General features: G+C 64.7%; 17 protein-coding genes. 7 read left to right on the top strand and 10 right to left on the bottom strand.

Annotation, left to right across the window (positions count from 1 at the left end; genetic code table 11):
- Window positions 1-7 precede the first annotated feature (7 nt).
- From RFN28_RS13560 to RFN28_RS13540, 5 genes are all read right to left on the bottom strand, one after another.
- Entirely contained in the window at window positions 8-1,066 is a 1,059-nt protein-coding gene (locus tag RFN28_RS13560; RefSeq protein ID WP_320287834.1) for an ABC transporter permease, read from the bottom strand.
- On the bottom strand, window positions 1,066-1,860 hold the full coding sequence (locus RFN28_RS13555) for an ATP-binding cassette domain-containing protein (protein ID WP_320287833.1): 795 nt from the start codon (window positions 1,858-1,860) through the stop codon (window positions 1,066-1,068). The genes RFN28_RS13560 and RFN28_RS13555 overlap by 1 nt, the downstream gene beginning before the upstream one ends.
- 86 nt (window positions 1,861-1,946) lie before the next feature.
- Window positions 1,947-2,960 (bottom strand): substrate-binding domain-containing protein, encoded by a 1,014-nt coding sequence (locus RFN28_RS13550; RefSeq protein WP_320287832.1) that lies wholly within the window; start codon window positions 2,958-2,960, stop codon window positions 1,947-1,949.
- An 81-nt stretch (window positions 2,961-3,041) separates the two neighbouring features.
- The gene (locus RFN28_RS13545) at window positions 3,042-3,947 is read right to left on the bottom strand and encodes a sugar phosphate isomerase/epimerase family protein (protein ID WP_320287831.1); all 906 of its coding nucleotides are present in this window, start codon (window positions 3,945-3,947) and stop codon (window positions 3,042-3,044) included.
- Window positions 3,948-3,949: 2 nt separating this feature from the next.
- Window positions 3,950-4,981 (bottom strand): Gfo/Idh/MocA family protein, encoded by a 1,032-nt coding sequence (locus tag RFN28_RS13540; RefSeq protein ID WP_320287830.1) that lies wholly within the window; start codon window positions 4,979-4,981, stop codon window positions 3,950-3,952.
- Between the two features lie 194 nt (window positions 4,982-5,175).
- Here RFN28_RS13540 and RFN28_RS13535 point away from each other — a divergent pair, with 194 nt between their 5' ends.
- The 3 genes from RFN28_RS13535 to RFN28_RS13525 all read left to right on the top strand — a co-directional run bounded on the left by RFN28_RS13535 (window position 5,176) and on the right by RFN28_RS13525 (window position 9,420).
- Entirely contained in the window at window positions 5,176-6,201 is a 1,026-nt protein-coding gene (locus RFN28_RS13535) for a LacI family DNA-binding transcriptional regulator (protein WP_320287829.1), read from the top strand.
- A 164-nt stretch (window positions 6,202-6,365) separates the two neighbouring features.
- Window positions 6,366-7,847, top strand: coding sequence for an esterase-like activity of phytase family protein (locus tag RFN28_RS13530; protein WP_320287828.1), 1,482 nt, complete (start codon window positions 6,366-6,368; stop codon window positions 7,845-7,847).
- 100 nt (window positions 7,848-7,947) lie between these two features.
- Entirely contained in the window at window positions 7,948-9,420 is a 1,473-nt protein-coding gene (locus RFN28_RS13525) for an MATE family efflux transporter (RefSeq protein ID WP_320287827.1), read from the top strand.
- A 20-nt stretch (window positions 9,421-9,440) separates the two neighbouring features.
- On the opposite strand, the gene RFN28_RS13520 is transcribed toward RFN28_RS13525, so the two are convergent.
- Window positions 9,441-10,646, bottom strand: coding sequence for an MFS transporter (locus RFN28_RS13520; protein ID WP_320287826.1), 1,206 nt, complete (start codon window positions 10,644-10,646; stop codon window positions 9,441-9,443).
- A gap of 138 nt (window positions 10,647-10,784) precedes the next feature.
- Here RFN28_RS13520 and RFN28_RS13515 point away from each other — a divergent pair, with 138 nt between their 5' ends.
- The gene (locus tag RFN28_RS13515) at window positions 10,785-11,360 is read left to right on the top strand and encodes a TMEM175 family protein (protein WP_320287825.1); all 576 of its coding nucleotides are present in this window, start codon (window positions 10,785-10,787) and stop codon (window positions 11,358-11,360) included.
- Between the two features lie 58 nt (window positions 11,361-11,418).
- Here the strand turns inward: RFN28_RS13515 and RFN28_RS13510 are convergent, their stop codons facing one another.
- Complete coding sequence (locus RFN28_RS13510) at window positions 11,419-11,700, bottom strand: hypothetical protein (protein ID WP_320287824.1); 282 nt, start codon at window positions 11,698-11,700, stop codon at window positions 11,419-11,421.
- Window positions 11,701-11,849: 149 nt separating this feature from the next.
- Here RFN28_RS13510 and RFN28_RS13505 point away from each other — a divergent pair, with 149 nt between their 5' ends.
- Entirely contained in the window at window positions 11,850-12,716 is an 867-nt protein-coding gene (locus RFN28_RS13505) for an SDR family NAD(P)-dependent oxidoreductase (protein WP_320287823.1), read from the top strand.
- A gap of 63 nt (window positions 12,717-12,779) precedes the next feature.
- Here RFN28_RS13505 and RFN28_RS13500 read toward each other — a convergent pair whose 3' ends face one another.
- From RFN28_RS13500 to RFN28_RS13490, 3 genes are all read right to left on the bottom strand, one after another.
- Window positions 12,780-13,208 carry a low affinity iron permease family protein gene (locus RFN28_RS13500; protein ID WP_320287822.1) on the bottom strand — a complete coding sequence of 143 codons (429 nt, stop codon included), beginning with the start codon at window positions 13,206-13,208 and terminating at the stop codon, window positions 12,780-12,782.
- 279 nt (window positions 13,209-13,487) lie between these two features.
- Window positions 13,488-14,129 (bottom strand): DapH/DapD/GlmU-related protein, encoded by a 642-nt coding sequence (locus RFN28_RS13495; protein ID WP_320287821.1) that lies wholly within the window; start codon window positions 14,127-14,129, stop codon window positions 13,488-13,490.
- A gap of 63 nt (window positions 14,130-14,192) precedes the next feature.
- The gene (locus RFN28_RS13490; RefSeq protein WP_320287820.1) at window positions 14,193-14,678 is read right to left on the bottom strand and encodes a CreA family protein; all 486 of its coding nucleotides are present in this window, start codon (window positions 14,676-14,678) and stop codon (window positions 14,193-14,195) included.
- Window positions 14,679-14,882: 204 nt separating this feature from the next.
- On the opposite strand from RFN28_RS13490, the gene RFN28_RS13485 reads away from it, so the two are divergent.
- Both RFN28_RS13485 and RFN28_RS13480 read left to right on the top strand, forming a co-directional pair.
- The gene (locus RFN28_RS13485) at window positions 14,883-15,467 is read left to right on the top strand and encodes an SCO family protein (RefSeq protein ID WP_320287819.1); all 585 of its coding nucleotides are present in this window, start codon (window positions 14,883-14,885) and stop codon (window positions 15,465-15,467) included.
- Entirely contained in the window at window positions 15,467-16,339 is an 873-nt protein-coding gene (locus RFN28_RS13480; protein WP_320287818.1) for a 50S ribosomal protein L11 methyltransferase, read from the top strand. Before RFN28_RS13485 ends, RFN28_RS13480 begins: the two co-directional genes overlap by 1 nt.
- Window positions 16,340-16,381: the final 42 nt, after the last annotated feature.

Genomic DNA, 16,381 nt, shown 5'->3' with positions numbered 1-16,381 from the left:
CGGCTCCTCACCGATACCGCGCCTGGTTCCATTTGTGGCCGAGCAGCGACAGGATGATGATCAGCCCGTTGAAGAACTGGACGTAAAAGCCGCTGAGGCCCGCCGCCACCACGCCGGTCTGGATGAAGGAGACGGTCACCGCGCCGATCGCGCCGCCGACCACCGTGCCGATGCCGCCCCAGGTGGGCGTGCCGCCGACGAACACCGACGCCAGCACCGGCAGCAGATAACCGTCGCCCGCCGTCGGCCACCAGGTGAAGTTGATCATCACCGAGAAGGTGCCGGCGATCGCCGCCCCGATGCCGACGAAGACGAACACTTTCACCCGCACGCGCTTGACATCAATGCCCATCTGCTTGGCGCTGTCGGGATTGTCGCCGACCACCTTTACCTGCGCGCCGAAGCGGTGGCGATTGTAGAGCAGCGCCGAAAAGACGACGAAGGCGATCGCCCAGAAGATCTGCACCGGAATGCCGAAGATCTGGCTTGAGAAGATCGCGTAGGCCCGGCTGTCGGCAAGGCTTGTCAGCGCCGTCGACTTGCCCTCGTTGATGATCTGGATCAGGCCGCGCAACAAGAAGTTCATGCCGAGCGTGGCGATCAGCGACGACAGCCCGCCATAGACGACCAGCGACCCAACAAGGAAGCCGAGCAGCGTACCGGTGACCAATGCGGCCACAATGCCGAGGAACGGATCGTAGCCGGCCTGCACGACGATCGCGAAGACCCATGATGCGAAGCCCATCGTCGCGGGGAACGACAGGTCGATCTCGCCGCAGGTGACGACGAAAACCAACGGCACGACCACGAACAGCGCAACGGGGAGCGTCGTCAGCACCGAGCTGTAAAGATACCAGGTGGTGAAGACGGTCGGGTTGGCGATCATGAACACCGCCATCATGACGACGAACACCGCAAGCGTGCCGAGGGCCGCGCGGTTGTCGAGGACAAAGCCGCGCAGCCAATTGTCGGAGGGATGGCTCCATTCCTTCCCTGACTCCTTGGCTATTTGGCCGCTTGCCCTTCCCAAAGGAGTTTGCAGATCGGGTTCCATGGCCTTGCTCATCACGCTCTCTGCTCCGCTCCGCCTGCCTCGTGCAGTCCCGGCAAGCCTCCGGGATGCGCGATGTCTTCCATGAAGTTGATGAGGTCCTCGGCCGACTTGACCTCGCTGCGGTCGGCCGTCAGCGCCACCTTGCCTCGGTCGAGCACGACGAAACGATCGGCGATGTCGAACACGTGATGGATGTTGTGGCCGATGAACAGGATCGACCGGCCGCTCGCCCGCACTTGGCGCACGAAATGGAAGACCTTGGCGGTCTCGGTCAAGGACAGCGCCGTCGTCGGCTCGTCGAGGATAATCAGTTCCGCCTGCTTGTAGATGGCGCGCGCGATCGCCACCCCCTGGCGCTCGCCGCCGGAAAGCTGGCCGACGATCGACTGCGGCGTGAACACTTTCGAGGTGAAGCCGATTTCGCGCATCAGCCGGCTCGCTTCCTCGATCTCCTTGTTGACCTTCAGCCAACCGAGAAAGCCGGTGAGCTCGCGGCCCATGAAGATGTTGCGCACGATCGTCTGCTGGACGGCCAAGGCCCGGTCCTGGAACACCGTTTCGATGCCGGCGTCGCGCGAGCGGGCGGCACTCCATCCGGTCACCGGCTTGCCGCGCACGAGGATCTCGCCGCTGGTCGGCTTGACCACGCCGGACAGGATCTTGATCAGCGTCGACTTGCCGGCGCCGTTGTCGCCGATCAGGCCGACCACCTCGCCGCGATCAACGCTCAGGTTGACGCCGCCTAGTGCATAGACCTGGCCATAGGATTTCTTGATGTCGCGCAGTTCGATGATGCGTTCGCCCATGCGATCCTCGCTTGAATTGTCTGCCTGCCGACCGCTTGCCGGCGATCCGGCCGGCCGGGCGTAGTCCCGGCCGGCCGCCTGGGAGGTTAACGCAGCGCCTGCTTGGCCAGCTCGGAAACAATCTCGTAGTTCTGCGGCGTGACGAAGCCGGCGCCGGTGTCGACATTCATCGGCGCCAGCCCCAGCACCACCTGCTGGCAGAGGCTGAGGATCGGCAAATAGCCCTGCAGGAACGGCTGCTGGTCGGCCGTCAGCTGCACCCAGCCGCCCTTGAACCCTTCGACGATCTGCGGGCTGGTATCGAAGCCGAAATTAAAGATGTCGCCCGGCTTGCGGCCTGCCGCCTGCATGTAGGTGGCGACGTTGCCGAGCATCTGTCCGCCAGGATAGCCGACCGCCTTGACATCAGGGTGGTTGAGCAGCGCCGCGGTGATCACCGGAATGGCGAGGTTCGGATCGGACGCCCACTCGCCGCTCGGCGGCGAGGAGAGCTGGATCACCTCGACACCGGCTTCCTTCAAGGCCGCCACCGTGCCGCGCTCGCGCGCGCCTCGGTTCTCGTTCTCGAACGGACCGATCATGATCGCCTTGTCGCCGGCCTTGAGCTTGCCGAGCTTGAACGCCTCGACGCCGAGCGCGCGGCCCTGCTGCTCCTGCTGGGCGCCGACATAGCCGCCGCCGAACGCCGCCACCACTTTCGGCACCGGCACGTTCTGGTACATCATCTTGATGCCGTCCTTATGCGCCTGCTCGGCCAGCGGCATGATCGCAGCGTCGCCCGGATGGCCCATCATGGCGATGCCCTGGGGCTTGACCGCGACCGCCTCGCGCAATTGCTGGACCATCTTCTCGACATCCCATTGGGAGAAGATGTAGTCGACCTTCGGCCCGAGATCGGCAGCCGCCTGCTTGGCGCCATTGTAGACGATGGTGCCGAAGGCGTCGCCCTCGGCGCCGCCGACGAAGAAGCGGATATGGACGTCCTTGCACCATTGGCCGTCCAGCGCGAGCGCCGGCAAGCTGGAGATCGAGGCGCAGAGCGCCGCGGCAGCCGCCACGACGGTCGAGCGCAGAACAGTCCTTCTGGTCGTGATGCTCATGCACGTTCCTCCCTTTTGTCCCTCGCAACAGAGGGTTTTCGAATTGATCTGGTCGGCCGGCTCCTCCCGCCGGCCGTGTCCTCACACCGGGTTTGGCAGGTAGCTCGTTCCTCCCCTGCACTGCTTCAGATATTCCAGCGCCCGCACCTGGCCGGTGATCTCGAGATCCCCGCGATAGACCGGGTCGTGCCAGCCTTCGATGTCGATGGCGCCCGTGTAGCCGGCGAGCCGCAACTCGCTGATCACCCGCGTCCAGTCGCTGTCGCCGAAGCCCGGGGTGCGCATCTGCACGAAAGGCAGACGGCCGAACACGCCATGCTCTCGGATCACGTCCCAGCGCACGGTCGCGTCCTTGCCGTGGACGTGGAAGATGCGCGGCGCCCATTTGCGGATCTGAGGGATCGGGTCGATCAGATAGACGAGCTGGTGGCAGGGCTCCCATTCGAGGCCGAGATTGTCGTTGGGCAATTCGTTGAACATCAGCTCCCAGGCGTCGGGATTGTGGGCGATGTTCCAATCGCCGCTCGCCCAGTTGCCGTCCATCGCGCAATTCTCGAAGGCGATGCGCACGCCCCTGTCGGCGGCGCGCCTGGCCAGCGGCCCCCACACCTCGCGGAAGCGCGGCAGGCTGTCGGTCAGCGGCTTGCCGCGGATGCGGCCGGTGAAGCCGCTGACCGTGGAAGTGCCGAACAGATGCGCATTGTCGATCATCGTCTCCCAGGCCTTGAGCACGCCGCGGTCGACATCGCCGCTTTCCAGCGGATTGCCGAACACGCCGATCGACGACACCGTCACATCGGCATCGCCGATCGCCTCGCGGATCTCGCCGGCCAGCCGCGGCAGGTCCTTATCCCCCAGCGTCTGCCAGAAGAAGGGCTGGATGCTCTCGAAGCCAAGCGGCAGGATCTGCCTGACATAGGCGGCCGGGTCGTCGAGATTGGCCCGCACCATCGTGCCGATCCTGATGTCGAGAAGCGGGTTTGGCATCGTCATCCTTCCTGGGTCGCGATCGCCACGCGCCGTCCGGTCTCCGCGCTTTCGATCGCGCCGAAGACCATGGCGAGGCTTTTGATGTTGTCGGCGCCGCGGGTCTCCGGCTCGGTGCCGGTTTCGATCGCACGCATGAAATCCTGTATGATGCCGAGATGTCCGCCGACGCGGTCGGTCGGGTCGAGCGCTGGCACCTCGATCGGCTGGGTCTTGTCGATGATACCGTCACGGCCGGACGCAACCACCTCCGCCTTCAGGCCGTCATGGCCGTCCCACAACAGGCTGCCGCGCTCGGCGACGATGCGCCAGCTGCCCTCCCAGCTGGTGCGGAAGCCGTCGGCGCACCAGGAGCCGGCATAGGTGAAGACCTTGCCGCCGCCGAGGTCGAAGACGGCGCTGGCCGACGAGCCCTGTCGGTACCAGGAACTGGTCGGCTCCCATTCCTGGCAATAAACGCTGGCCGGCTCGCCGGCGACCATGTAGCGCGCGGCGTCGAAGGTGTGGATCGCCATGTCGAGCAACAGCACATGCGCCATCTCCTCGCGAAAGCCGCCGAAATGCGGCGCGATGAAGAAGTCGGCGTGGACGCTGGTCGGCTTGCCGATGGCGCCGGAATCGAGGAAGCGCCGGATCCGCCTGACATTCGCGACATAGCGCCGGTTCTGGACGACGGCATGGACGCGCCCGGCCTGCCGCGCCGCCGCGATGATGGCCCGCGCGTTGTCCGGGCTGTCGGCCAGCGGCTTTTCGGTGAGCAGATGGCAATGGTGGGCGAAGGCGGAGAAGGCGACTTCGCGCCGGGCCGCGGGAACCACGACGTCGAACACGGCGTCGGGTTTTGTCTCATCGAGAACGGCGTCAACGCTGGTGCCGATGACGGCGGCGGCAAGCCCATATTCGCGAGCCCTCGCCTGCGCCCGCTCGGCATCGAGATCCACGAGGCCGACGATCGCCAGCCCCTCGATCCGCCTTGCGGCATCGAGCCACTGCCTGCTCATAGCTCCGCACCCGACCAGGACGACCTTCATCATCCAGCGCTCCTCCTCCGCTCGGCCCCTCCAGGCCGAGTGTCACGGCATCCACGTCACCGTAAACGTTTTTCCGTAAACGTTTACGACAACACACCCGATAGCGTAGAATGTCAATCACCTGCTCGCGAAAATCGACATCCACTGCTTGGCCTGAAGGGCGGCCGGTGCTAGCGAAGACAGGGGGAGAACCGGCTTTGGCGTCCAGCATCCACGATCTCGCGCGTCACCTGAACATTTCGATCGGCACCGTGTCCCGCGCGCTGAACGGCCGCGCCGATGTCAATGCGGAGACGCGCCAGCGCGTGCTTGAGGCAGCCAGGAAGCTGAACTATTCGCCCAACCAGTCGGGCCGCAGCCTGCGCCAGGGCGCCACCCGTTCAATCGCTTTCATGCTGCAGCCGCATCCCGGCGACCAGCAATATGGCGAGCCGTTCTTCATCCCGTTCCTGACCGGTCTGCAGGCGCGGCTCGCCGAGTATGACCTGGATCTGATGGTCGTCATGGGTGAGCCCGGCCAATATCAGCAGGAGAGGCTGCGCCGCGTGGTTGAGACGCGCCGGGCCGATGCGGTCGTGTTGGCCAATACACGACGGGAAGACGATCGGATCGACTATCTCAGCAAGGCCGGCTTTCCTTTTGCCACGCTTGGCCGAAGTCAGTCCGGCGGCGACACCTATCCTTCGCTTGATATCGATTTCGAGAAGGCGGGTGATGAAGCCGTCGACCGGCTGGTCGCGCGCGGCCACCGCCGCATTGCCGCCATCCGCCCTTCGCTTGATCTCAACTTCGGCTACCTGTTCCTCGACGGCTACCGCAAGGCGCTGAAGCGGCACGGCATCGAAGTCGACCCCGGCCTGATCGCCGACGGCTTCATCAACGAGGCCGGCGGCTACCAGGTGACGCCGCGCGTGATGCTCTCCAAGGACCGGCCGACAGCCATCATCTTCAACAATGACGCAATGGCGCTCGGCGGCTGCAAGGCGCTGGCCGAGATGGGCATCAGGCCCGGCCACGACATCGCGGTGATCGTCATCGTCGACACGCCGCTTTGCCGCTACTTCTCGCCGGCGCTGACGGCCTTCCGTCCATCACTGGAACCGATGGGCCGGCGGCTGGCCGAAATGCTGCTCGCCTCCCTCCCCGCCTTCGCCGGCCCTGAAGGCACGCGCATCATGCGCGAAGTCTGGCCGCTGGAGCTCGTCGCGCGCGAGAGCGATTGAGCGGCCTCCTTCTCCCTTGTGGAGAAGGATAGGGCGCACCCCTTCTGTCACGCAACCATCACGTTCAAGTCCTAGACCGCGTGTCGGAAAGGTGGCCGCACTCCGGATGCCGCCCCCCATTCAGGCTTTGGCCTCCGGCATGCTCGACAAGAAGGGGATATTTCATGAAGCATCTCAACCGAACCGTCGTGCTCGGCGCGGCACTGGCCCTGTTCACCGCCCTCACCCCGGCGCTCGCCGACGGCGTCGCCTATGTCAACAAGGGGCTTGTCGGAGTCGGCCGCATTCCGGCCAGCCAGAAGGACAAGTTCGGCGAGACCTTCGGTTCGGGCTCGGGCATGGCGATCGACACCAAAAGCTGGGCGCGTGACGGCGCGGGCTACAAGGGCTCGCTCTGGCTGCTGCCGGATCGCGGCTACAACGTTGCCGGCACCACTGACTACCGCCCGCGCCTCAACACCGTTGCGATCGAACTGACCCCGACCGCCCCGGGCGCCGCGCCCGCCGCCGGACACGAACAGTCGGGCCTGAAAGCGACGCTCGCCGACACGAGGCTCTTGACCGACGACAAGGGCGCCGACGCCACCGGCCTCGACCCGTTGAACGGCGTGCGTAAGGCCGCCGGCGACATGCCGATGCTGCCGCAGGCCGACAACGGCAAGCTCTCGCTGGACGACGAGGCGATCGTGCGCCTGCCCGACGGCACCATGTTCATCTCCGACGAATACGGCCCGAATATTTACCGCTTCTCGGCCGACGGCCACCTGATGTCGGCAACACAGCCGCCGGCCGCCCTGGTGCCGATGCGCCGCGGCAAGCCGAACTTCGCTTCGGACAATCCCGGCCCCGGCGCTGCCGAGCCCGATCCGAAGGATCCCGAGACCGGCCGCCAGAACAACCAGGGTCTCGAAGGCATGTCGATGACGCCGGACGGCAAATTCCTGATCGCCGTCCTGCAGTCGGCGACCCGCCAGGATGGCGGCGATTCCGGCTCGACCCGCCAGAACACGCGCGCGCTGGTCTATGACGCCTCCGACCTCGCCCACCTCAAGCTGGCGCACGAATATGTCGTGCCGCTGCCGGTGTTCAAGGACGCCAAGGGCAAGACCAAGGTGGCCGCGCAGAGCGAGATCGTGGCGCTGTCCGACAAGAGCTTCCTGATGCTGGCGCGAGACAGCGGCAACGGCCAGGGCGTGAAGGGCGACGAGTCGCTCTATCGCAAAATCGAGGTCGTCGACCTCTCCGCCGCCACCGACATCGCGGGCGGCCCGTTCGACGCCGCCGACAAGCCGGTCGCGCCGAAGGGCGTGCTCGACCCGTCGGTGACGCCGGCGAAGCTGACGGCCTTCATCGACATCAACGACAAGGGCGAGCTCGGCCGCTTCGGTCTGCACAATGGCGCGCCGAACGACAAGAACAACCTCTCGGAGAAGTGGGAAGCAATGTCGCTGGCGAGCGTGCTCGATCCGAAGCTGCCCGACGACTATTTTCTGTTCGTCGCCAACGACAACGACTTCCTGACCCAGGACGGCTTCCAGGTCGGCGCGCCCTACAAGGCCGAGGACGGCGCCGATGTCGACACCACCTTCCTCGTCTATCAGGTTACGCTGCCCGGCCTGTCGGGAAGCAGCCTCGCCGCGAACTGACGCTGCCATTGACCGCCAGCGTCCGGCCCAGCCTGGAAGGGATGCATCCATATCAGGCCTGCGATAGCATCGCGGGCCTGATTCATTTTCGGTGCCCGCCATGGATGACGACAAGCCCGCTCGCCGGCGGACCAGCGATCTGACCAGCGGCCCCATTCCCCGCACGCTGCTTTTGTTTGCCCTGCCCGTGCTCGGCTCCAACGTGCTGCAGTCGCTCAACGGCTCGATCAACGCCGTCTGGGTTGGACGCTTCCTCGGCGAGGCGGCGCTGACCGCGACCTCCAACGCCAATCTGGTTCTGTTCCTCATCCTCGGCACGGTCTTCGGCATCGGCATGGCGGCGACCATCCTGGTCGCGCAGTCCGTCGGCGCCCGCGACCTTCCCGAGGCGCGGCGCATCGTCGGCACCAGCGCCACCTTCTTCTTCCTCGTCTCGGTGGTGTTCGCTGTCTGCGGCTGGATCTGGGTCGACGCCATTCTCGCCGGCCTCGGCACGCCGGCCGACGCCTTGCCGCTGGCGCGCGCCTATCTGCGCATCATCTTCGTCGCCGTGCCGATGATGAACCTCTTGTCCTTCGTCATGACGGTGCTGCGCGGCGCCGGCGATTCGCGCACGCCGTTTGTCTTCATGGCCCTGGCTGTGGTGCTCGACGTCGTCCTGAACCCGCTGCTCATTCGCGGCGTCGGCCCCTTCCCCGAGCTCGGCATCGCCGGTTCGGCCACCGCGACGCTGATCGGCCAGACGGTGAGCGTGGTCGCCATCCTGATCGTGCTCTATGCACGCAAGAATCCGCTGCGGCTGGCGGGCAGCGATCTCGCCCTGCTCACGCCCGACCCTGCGCTTTTGCGCATCGTCGTCTTCAAGGGCATTCCGATGGGCCTGCAGATGATCGTCATCTCGGCCGCGGCGCTGACCGTGATGGGGATCGTCAACGCCTACGGCTCGCAGGTCGCGGCCGCCTACGGCATTGCGGCGCAGCTCTGGACGTATATCCAGATGCCGGCTTTGGCCATCGGCGCCGCTGTCTCCTCGATGGCGGCGCAAAATGTCGGCGCCGGACGCTGGGATCGTATCGGCAAGGTCGCCGCCTCGGGAGTCGGCTTCAACCTCGCGCTAACCGGCGCACTGGTGGCGCTGCTTTTCCTCTTCGACAGGTCCGTGCTCAGCCTTTTCCTGAGCGGCGACAGCATGGCGATCGACATCGCCGCCCACATCAACAAGGTGGCGTCCTGGTCCTTCATCCTGTTCGGTGTCACCATCGTGCTGTTCGCCACGGTGCGCGCCACAGGCGCTGTCATGCCGCCGCTGGTCATCCTGATCATATCGGTGCTTATCGTGCGCACCGGCTTCGCCTATTCCTTCCGAAGCATCATCGGCCAGGAGGCGCTGTGGTGGAGCTTCCCGGCGGGCTCGATCAGCTCTCTGCTGCTGGCCGCCACCTACTATCGGTTCGGCCGTTGGCGGACCATGCAAACGATCGAGGGGCGTCCTGCCGCCGGCGAACCGCCGGACACCGGCCTCGGCGTGCCGCGCCAGCGCGCCCGTCTCGCGCCCGAGACACCGAACGGCTGACATCAGATTGGAACGGCAAATCACCGGGCGTATTTGGCGCCGAACCCCAGCGCTACCAGCGCAAAGATCGTGATCATGCCGGCAAAGGCCAGGCTTGCCACGGTCGCGCTCGTCCAGCTCGACAGCACGCCGATGCCGATGACCGGCAGCGCGTTGCCGCAGAAGCAGCAGACGAAGAAGGCCGAGACCACCTCGCCGCGGCGGTCGGCCGGTGCGATGTGGTTCACCACTTGCAGACCGCCGCGATAGCCGAACGCGGCGGCAACGCCGCACAGCGCCGTGCCGATGATCATGGTTGCCGCGGAGGCGAAGACCTGCGCCGCGACGATCAGCGCCACGGTCGGGATCATCAGGACAAGCGCCGCGAGCATGGTAAAGCGGCTGGACAGCCGCGCGGTCGCCAGGATCGTCGCCGCCGCCACAATCGACAGCTCGAAGAACAGACCGCCGGCCTCCGCATGACTGGTGACATGAAGCTGCTGCGCCAGGATGCTTGGCGCCAGCGCCGCGTAGAAGCCGACCAGCGCCATGGCGCCGAAGCCGGTCACCGCCGGGGCGACGAATTGCGCGCGGATGCCGGCCTGAACCGAAAGCCGCGGCCGCATCGGCATTTCGGCGAGCCGCCTGGTTTCAGGCACGGTTTCTCGCGTGCGCCAGATCAGCAAGGTCACCAGCAGGAGCAGGGCGAGATAGACGGTAAAGATCAGCCTGAGCGGCCAGGGCGCGTATTCGGCAAGCAACCCCGACAGCAACGCGCCGCCCCCAAGGCCGAGGAAGTTGGTGCTGGTGGCAATGATGGCGGCACGCGATTTGTCCTCGCCTTCGATCAGTTCGGCGAGCCACGCGGTGCCGGTGCCCGCCCCTACCCCGATGCCGAGGCCGCTGAGGATGCGGGCGATGTCCAGCCAGGCGACATTTTCCGCCAGCAGGAAGAACGCGGCGCTGACCACGGCAACGCTCATTGCCGCCAAAGCGGCCGGACGGCGGCCGATGACATCCGACAATCGTCCGAAAAACAAGAGCGCCGCCAAATTGCCGACCACATAGACGGCGTAGACCAGCGTCAGTGTGATCTGCGAGAAGCCGAAGGCTTGCTTGTAGATCACATAGAGCGGCGTCAGGGCCGTGCTGCCGGCAAAGAGCGCCGCGATCATCGCGGCAACGGCAACCATTGCGACGCCGCCGCCGAGTTCATTGTCGCGCGTCATGGATTGAGCGTAGGTCATGAGAACCTCCGGCCGGTTGCAGGTCCAAACCATGTAATGCTGGCCTCGCCGCTTTCCGAACGCCCTCCTGACAATTCTGTCAGTATGGCCTTGGGCGAAATCCTCCCGTAACGTCTGCCGACCTGCGAAGGAGGAACCATGGGCAAGGGAAGGGTCGAGGCGTTCACCGACGGCGTCGTCGCCATCATCATCACCATCATGGTGCTGGAGCTGAAGGTCCCGCACGGCGAGGACCTTGCCGCGCTGGCGCCGCTCTGGCCGATCTTCTTCAGCTACGTCCTCTCCTTCGTGAACGTCGGCATCTACTGGAACAACCTGCACAACATGTTCCACACCGTGCAGAGGGTCGATGGCCGTGTACTGTGGGCGAACCTCAACCTTCTGTTCTGGCTGTCGCTGATGCCGGTGACCACCGCCTTCATGGGCGAGAACCACTTCGCGCCGGTGCCGGTCGCCGTCTACGGCGTCGACCTGGCGCTTTGCGCCGTTGCCTACAACATCCTGGTCATCAAACTGCGCCATCTGCACGGCGCCGAGACGACCTTCGCCAGGGCCTTAGGCCAGGACCGCAAGGGCAAGATTTCACTGGCCCTCTATCTGGCCGGGATAGCGCTGACCTTCGTCAGCCAGTGGATCGGCGTGGCCATCTATGTGCTGGTTGCGACCATCTGGTTCGCGCCGGACAAGCGCTTCGAAAGGCTGATCGAAAAATAGCCGGGGCAATTCCAGGAAAAGTGCGTAGCGGTTTTCCGTCCAGAAGTTGCGAACCGCCCTACTTCCGCATCGCCTTCAGCTTCTCGGCCGCCGAAGCGGCAAGGTCGGCATAGCGCTCTTCCAGCCGCTCCGCCGCCTTGATGACGGGAAAGTCATGCCCGAACTTCTCCAGCGCCAAGCGCAGTTTCTCGGCGAAGTCCGCCTGTTGTTCCAGCGCCGAAAACAGCGTCTTGACCTGCGCCTCGCTGATTTCGGGGTTGGCAAGCATCTTCGGCACATCGCGGCCCATCTGCTCGCCGGTGGCGGTCTGCTCTTTCAGGATTCCGATCCAGTCGGTCAATACCGAACTCCTTTTTCCGGCAGCATGCGCGGCGCAAGCTGCTGCGGTCAACCCATTGCCGCTGTTGCGGTCAACATTGCGGCGATCGAGGCTTGTCTCGGCTCCGGCCGGCGTTAAGTTCGGCTCGACCTCGAACAAGGACATCGACCATGACCGCCGACGCCGAAATCCAGACCGCCCTGCCCGCCTTCGCCTCCGGCAATGTCGCCGTCATCACCGGCGGAGCCAGCGGCATCGGCCTTGCCGCAGCCAAGCGCTTCGCGGCCATGGGCATGAAGACGGTGCTTGCCGATATCGGCGGCGCGCGCCTCGACCAGGCCAGGCAGGCGCTCGCCGCGATCGGCGGCGACGATGCTGTTCTGACGGTTCCCACCGACGTCTCCAAGGCCGACCAGGTCGACCGGCTGGCGGAAGCGGCCTATGGCGCCTTCGGCGCGGTCTCGGTGCTGATGAACAATGCCGGCGTCGGCAACAATCCGGGCAAGCCATGGGAAAACCGTGACGCCTGGAAGCGGCTGCTGGACATCAATTTCTGGGGCGTCGTGCACGGCGTCGAGGCCTTCGCGCCGCGCATGCTGGCCGCGGACAGGCCCGGCCTGATCATCAACACCGGCTCCAAGCAAGGCATCACCACGCCGCCCGGCAATCTCGCCTACAACGTCTCCAAGGCCGGCGTGAAGACATTCACCGAGGGTCTGGCGCATGCGCTGCGCAACGAGCCTGGGGCAAAGGTCTCGGCGCACCTCTTGATACCGGGCTTCACCTATACCGGCCTGACCGAAGGCGCGACGGAAAAGCCGGCCGGCGCCTGGACGGGCGAGCAGGTGATCGATTTCATGCTGGCATCGCTCACACGCGGCGACTTCTACATCCTGTGTCCGGACAACGAGGTTGCGCGGCCCATGGATGAAAAACGCATGGCCTGGGCGATCGGCGACATCATCGAGAACCGCCCCGCCCTGTCACGCTGGCATCCGGACCACAAGGACGCATTCGCAGCCTTCATGAACCGCTAAAGCAATTCCAGGAAGTGTGAAAAGCTTTTGCGTCCGGAGTTGCGTCAAAACGAGGAGGTCCGTTCAGGCGGCTTTCCTCTTGGGACCGTGCTTCCTCGCCACGGCCTTCTTCGCGGCTTCTTCGGCAACCTTTCGGTCATGCCGTTTTGCCGCCGCCTCGCATTTGGCGCGAATCTCCTCGACCTCAGATTCCGTCAGATGCTCGATGCCAATGAACTGATTGTGGGCGCGGCTGACACGGATCAGCTCGTCGAGCTTGGTCTGGATAGCGGCGCCATCCCGGTTCTGCGTGTTCTGGATGAGGAATACCATCAGGAAGGTGACGATGGTGGTGCCGGTGTTGATGACCAGTTGCCAGGTATCCGAGAAACCGAAAACCGGGCCGCTCAGCGCCCAGACGATAACGATCGCCACGCAGACCGCGAAGCTTGGGGGCATGCCGGCAAGGTGAGACACCCAACTGGCAACCTTGGTGAAGAGTTTCTCGATCATCCATCCCTCGACAAACCGCACAAGCGCGGCATTTCGAGAGAAACAATGCGCCGGCCCCTCCGGTTCCCGACGTGCGAATTTTCCACCTCACGCACTTCGCAATCAAATACACGCGAAAGGCGTGGGCGCGCGAAGAAACACCTTATTCGATTGTTGCCATAGTGCCCCAGCAGGTCAAAAAGCCTGCTCCTTCCGCTTCACGGCGGTTTACTCCAGCCCCTTCCGCCGGCCACCCCCGCATGGCGAAAGGGGCACCGCCTTCCGGAAAATCGTGGAGAATCAAGGCGCTTCGTTTTCCCAGCGATCGAGGAAGGCCTCGATCGGCATGGATTGCATGTCGGGAATGGCCTTTGCCAACTTCTCCGGCGCCCAGTCCCACCAGGCGAGGCTCTCGATGCGTGCCACTATGGCAGCGGCGAACCTCTGGCGCAGCGGCTTCGCCGGGACGCCGGCGACGATTGCGTAAGGCGGCACGTCATGCGTCACCACGGCATTGGCGCCGATGACGGCGCCGTTGCCGATCGTCACACCAGGCATGACGACGGCGCCATGGCCTATCCAGACATCGTGGCCGACGTTCACGGGCCTCGCTTGCCGGCGTTCGCGAAATGCCGCGTCGACGCCAAGCCAGCGGAAATACTCGTTCGGCCGGTAGCTGACCTTGTGCTGGGTCAGCCGCTCGATCGGATGCTCGAGCGCATTGATGCGGCTATTGGCGGCGATCGAGCAGAACTTGCCGATCGTCGTGTAGATCGCTTCCGAATGCCGCTCGAAATAGGAAAAGTCGCCGACCGTCACCTCGCGCAGGATCACCCGTTCGCCGATTGCAGCATAGCGGCCGAGCTTGCACGCCTTCAGCTCCGCGGTCGGATGGATGCGCGGCTCGGGATCTTTCGGGACAAGGTGTTCGGGACGGTCCATGGCGCGGCTTTACGCCCGAGCGATTGGTCCCGCAAGCGGGACCATGATCCGCCCAGGCCGGCGCTATTGTGGCTTGCCCTTCGTCCAGTTCACGGTCTGGCCATAAAGCGGCACGGTCGTGACCGACATCTTCGCCGAGCCGTTCTGCACCTGGCGCGAATGCGAGAGATAGATCAGCGTCTCATTCTTCTTGTCGTAGATGCGGTTCACCACCTGCTTTTTCCAGATCAGGCTGAGGCCCTGCTTGAACACTTCCTCGCCGCTCTCGCTCATGTCGATGTCGCCGATGGTGATCGGGCCGGTCTGGCGGCAGGAGATCGAGGAATCGGACGGATCCTCGAACCAGTTGCCCTTGTGCAGCCGGTCGATGAGGCTGCGATCGAAATAGGCGACGTGGCAGGTGACGCCGTCCACTTTCGGGTCCTTGATGGCGTCGATCATGATGTCGTTGCCGACCCAGTCGACGCCGACCTTACCGACCTCGTCGGCCGCCGCGGCGCCGGCACCCAGGGCAAGGCATGCGGCGAATACGCCGATCAGTTTTCGCAAGGAAGCCTCCTCGGTTTGCGTTAGCCGATGTCAGGTGGGATAAGACCATGGCTTTTGCAAGCAGATCGATGGCCCCGCTCACGGGCGCCACGGTTGCGGCAACGCGACATCTTTGCGCCCGCGGCGCCGAGTCGCTAGAACTGTTGTCGAAACAGGCTAGCGCCCGATCCGGCGCGCCACGGCAATCACGACGGACACCCACTGATGATGCGTTCAATCCTGATCGGCATTCTCGTCCTGATGGCGGCAGGCATCGGCTGGCTCACCTTCGACTGGTACCGCGGCCATTATGGCGGCGAGCCTTATGGCGCGCCGTTCGCGCTCACCGACGAGAAAGGCGCGCCGATCACCGAGGCCGCGTTACGGGGCCATCCAAGCCTCGTCTTCTTTGGTTACACGAATTGTCCCGACGTGTGCCCGACCACGCTCTTCGAAATGGCCGGGTGGCTGAAGACTCTTGGCGATGATGGCAAGAACCTCCGTGGTTATTTCGTCACAGTGGATCCGGAGCGCGACACGCCTGAGGTCATGAAGACCTATGTGAGCAGCCTCTCGGATCGCATCACCGGCATTACCGGCGATCCGGACAAGGTGCACGCCATGGCCAAGGCCTTCGGCATATACTTTAGGAAGGTCGAGACGGGCGATGGCAACTACAGTATGGACCACACGGCTTCTGTGCTGCTGCTCAACGCCAAGGGCGAGTTCGCCGGCACCATCGCTTACGGCGAAAGTGCCGACACCGCTATTGCCAAACTGAAGCGGCTGGCAGCGGGTGGCCAAGCTTGATGGCGCAGACCAGGCTCCATTTCACTGCCGGCAAGATCGAGGCCGACCGCATCTTCGCAGCGCTGGACGCCGCCTTCGAGGATGAAGGCCTGCCGCTTGCCGTGCTGGAGGTCGACGAGGATAGCGACATCCACGAAGTGTCGCTCTACGCCGACGGCGATGTCGATGCGATTGAGGCTCGCATAAGGGACATCCTTGCGGGCCTCGCGTTATCGAAGCCTGTCGAGCGCGAAACTCTCCCCGACATCGACTGGGTGGCGCGCTCGCTCGAAGGCTTAAGGCCGGTGCGCGCGGGCCGCTTCTTCGTCCACGGTTCGCACGATCGAGCAAAACGCCATAGCGGCGATCTCGCCATCGAGATCGAGGCTGGCCTCGCCTTCGGCACCGGCCACCACGGCACCACCGCCGGCTGCCTCGAAATGCTGGACCAGGTGGTGCGGCGCGAACATCCGCGCAACGCGCTCGATCTTGGAACGGGAAGCGCGGTGCTCGCGATCGCGCTGGCGAAGCTCGCGCATATCCCGGTGCTGGCGACCGACATCGACCCGGTCGCAGTGTGCGTAGCCGCTGCCAATGCGCGTCTCAACCACGTGAAGGCCCTTGTCGAGACGGTGACGGCGCCCGGGTTCCACCATCCGATCTTTGCCAGGCGCGCGCCCTTCGACCTGATCGTCGCCAACATCCTGGCGCGACCGCTGATGCGGCTGGCGCCACAGATGGCGAAGCACATCAGGCTCGGCGGCTCGCTGGTGCTCTCCGGCATTCTCGAGCGCCAGCGCGACGCGGTGATTTCGGCTTATGTCGGCCAGAGCTTCCGCCACGTCCGCACCTTGCACCGCGAGGGCTGGGTGACGATCCACCTCAAGCGCTGAGGGCAGGCAACGTCTGGCCCTGCCGAAATCGATTCCGGTTTC

The organism is Mesorhizobium album (assembly GCF_033977205.1).
Classification (GTDB): Bacteria; Pseudomonadota; Alphaproteobacteria; order Rhizobiales; family Rhizobiaceae; genus Mesorhizobium; species Mesorhizobium album.
This window is presented reverse-complemented; position numbering and strand designations above follow the sequence as displayed.